At 33.1% G+C, this 3,485-nt stretch carries 2 protein-coding genes; both read right to left on the reverse strand.

Features of this window, described 5'->3' with window-relative positions; genetic code table 11:
• Nucleotides 1-166: 166 nt before the first annotated feature.
• Nucleotides 167-1,360, reverse strand: a complete 1,194-nt coding sequence (gene kbl, locus AB8B65_RS00330) for a glycine C-acetyltransferase (protein WP_405298796.1) — start codon at nucleotides 1,358-1,360, stop codon at nucleotides 167-169.
• A 127-nt stretch (nucleotides 1,361-1,487) separates the two neighbouring features.
• A partial coding sequence (locus AB8B65_RS00335; protein WP_405298797.1) for a UvrD-helicase domain-containing protein occupies nucleotides 1,488-3,485 on the reverse strand: 1,998 nt, incomplete at its 5' end.

Consider the following 3,485-nt stretch of genomic DNA (forward strand, 5'->3'; position numbering starts at 1 on the left):
CCTACTACAAGCAACAAAGCAACTAAAAATCTGCTAAGATGTTTCATGTTTAATTATTTAATTTTAAGTGTTAATTAAAGGACAAATGTAAGTTGTTAATACTTATTAACAAAGACAAATATATTAATTTTTTTAGAAAAGATTAAGAATTATGAATTTTAAACTCTTAAATGACGTTTAATTCTTTTCCAATTTCAGTAAATGCCGCAATTGCCTTGTCTAAATGTTCTTTGGTATGCGCCGCCGATAATTGAACTCGTATTCTTGCTTTTTCTTTAGGAACAACAGGATAGAAAAATCCTATTACATAAATTCCTTTTTCCAAAAGTTTGTCAGCCATTATTTGCGATAGTTTAGCATCATACAGCATTACAGGTACAATAGCTGAGTCTCCATCTACAATGTCAAACCCTGCATTTTTGATTCCTTTTTTGAAATAGTCTGTATTATCTGATAGCTTATCACGTAAGGTTGTATCGTTTTCTAACATTTCAAATACTTTGATAGATGCACCAACAATTGCTGGCGCTAACGAGTTAGAAAATAAATACGGTCTTGAACGTTGACGTAATATTTCAATGATTTCTTTTTTTCCTGTAGTATATCCGCCCATAGCGCCACCCATAGCCTTACCTAAAGTTCCAGTAATGATATCAATTTTGCCCATTACATTTTTTTCTTCTAAGGTTCCGCGTCCAGTTTCACCAATAAAACCAGTAGCATGACATTCATCAATCATAATCATGGCGTCATACTTTTCTGCTAAAACTGCAATTTCATCCAACGGAGCCACCAATCCATCCATGGAAAATACACCATCAGTCACAACAATTTTAAATCGTGCTCCATCAGCATTGGCTTGTTGTAATTGCTTTTCTAAATCGGCCATATCATTGTTTTGATAGCGATAACGTGCTGCTTTACACAAACGCACACCATCAATAATTGACGCATGATTTAGCGAATCGGAAATAATTGCATCTTCTTTGGTAAGTAAAGGCTCAAAAACACCACCATTTGCATCAAAAGCAGCAGCATATAAAATAGTATCTTCTGTACCGTAATAACTGGCAATTTTTGCTTCTAGCGTTTTATGAATATCCTGCGTTCCACATATAAAACGGACAGAAGACATTCCAAATCCGTGCGTATCCATCGTATCTTTTGCAGCCTGAATTACTTCTGGATGCGAAGACAATCCTAAGTAGTTGTTCGCACAAAAATTAATAACAGTTTCTCCAGTATTTATAGTGATTTCAGCTCCTTGTGCCGAGGTAATGACACGTTCTTTTTTGTAAAGACCAGCTTCTTTTATTTCTTCAAGTTCTTTTTGTAAGTGTTGTTGAATACTTCCGTACATGCTTGTTTTGATTTTTGCAAAAATAGTTACGATTTTTGAGTTTTACCATATTATTTTTTGAATTTACTGCAATTAAACGCGCTTTCAACGATTGTTTTTTGTCATAAATTCAAAATAGCCATCGACATTACACATATTTAACAATTATTTGCTCGTTAATGTAGAGCAATATTTTTTTGGAAACCGTAAAGCCCATTTCCTCCAAAGTGTCGGAATATTCATATATTTTTTCAACATAACGCGGATCGTGCATGCCCGTTTTATAATCAATAATTGTTGTTTCGTTGTTTGTATTGACTACAATTCGATCGGGACGCAAAATTTTTCCAGCTTTCGAAATAATGTCTTTTTCATTATACACTGTATTGTCTTGATGAAAATACGAGATAATTTCAGGATGATGTATTACATGATAAATACTTCCTTCGAGTTTTTCGCGCTGTTGCTCGTCAATAATTCCTTTGCTAATGTATTCATCCAACACAAAATCAATGTCGGAAGGATATTTTATTTGCGCCAAAATATCATGAATCAAGTTTCCTTTTTCAATAGCAGCTTCTTGCGAAGTATCCCATAACAAACCTTGTTTGGTCATTAAGTGCAGGTTGTGCTCTTCTTTGGCGGTACTAATAAATTTTTGTAAAGTTATGGTGTGAATGTCCTGTGAATTGTTCGCTTCCGCTAGATTTTCCTCCGATGCACCAAATGTGTAGCTTGTCAATTCATCATTCCAACGTGAAGTTTCTTTAAGATAATTGATGAATAAGCCTGAAAATTTTTTTAAGTTTTCATTTCCTTTACTATTGATATCTTTTATAGTTATAATGTGCAATTGTTGGACAGCTCTTGTGAGTGTTACATACAGGATATTGAAATTGTCCAATTCCAATTGTGATCGTCTTTCAGCATAGATGTTTTTACCTATTTCACCATATTCTTGAATAGAATTATTAAAATTGATGTATGCTTCTTCAAAACCATTAAAATCTTCTTGATTGATAGGGTACCAAATTTTTGGTTCAACTTCCTTGTAAATATCGGTATTGGCAAATGGAAAAATAACCACAGGAAATTCCAAACCTTTCGATTTGTGAATGGTCATAATTTGTATGGCATCTTCATCTTCGGAAGCTATTGTACTAAGTTTATCCTTTTTCTTTTCCCAATGCTCTAGGAAACCAGCAAAACCCAATTGTTTCTTTTGTGTGTAGTCCAATACAAAATCTAGGAAAAACTGAATGTACGCATCGGATTCTTTGGTGAGTTGAAACGCACGTACACAATATTCTACCGCTTCATACAACGATAACTGTAAGAAATAGGTAAAATCAAAATCAAAGTTCAAGGCTTCAAATAATGCTTCTGGTTCAAGTGTTACATGTGCTTTTAAGAATTCGTGTTTTTTTGAAATATCTAGTTTGTCGGTTGCCAAATAGTTTAATAAGTGTAACTTAACTTCATTGTTTTTGGGTTGAATGGCTAATCTTAACACATTAGTTATAAATTGTACTTTCTGTGAACGTTTGATTAGCAAAGTTTCAGAGGAGATAATAGGAATTCCTTTAGATGAAATAGCATCTGAAATAGCATACCCTTCCTTTTTTTTGCGAGTAAGTATGCAAATATCTTTGTGTCTAAAATTATTTTTAAGTAATTCTTCAATTTTAGTAATTACTTTCTCAGGAATAATTTCAAATTCATCTTTTCTTGTTTTGGCTTGAACAAAATCAAACTTTATAAAACCACCTTTTTTGTCGTTTGTCAATTGTGTAGCAGTTTTTTTATAGATTTCTTGAAATTCTTCTTTTTGAAAAAATTGAGATATGTGTTGAAAAAAATTATTGTTAAAATTGACGATTTCATCATAACTGCGATAGTTTTTGGGTAAGCTTCGAGGATCTTTTTCTACAAAAAACGGTGCTGTATCTTCTTTCTTGTTTAACTCAATAAACTGTTCTGCTTTTCCACCGCGCCAACGGTAAATAGACTGTTTGGCGTCGCCAACAATGGTTAACGAACCGCTTTTTGTACTCAAAGTTTCGGTTTGTAGCTTATTTGAAATCAACGGAATTAAGTTTTGCCATTGCATTTCGGACGTATCTTGAAATTCGTCAATGAAATAGTG

It is taken from the genome of Kordia sp. (assembly GCF_045105435.1).
Lineage (GTDB): Bacteria > Bacteroidota > Bacteroidia > Flavobacteriales > Flavobacteriaceae > Kordia.

Excerpts from the sequence above, each read along its gene's own strand:
- kbl (WP_405298796.1), bottom strand. The coding sequence starts at position 1,360 with ATGTACGGAAGTATTCAACAACACTTACAAAAAGAACTTGAAGAAATA.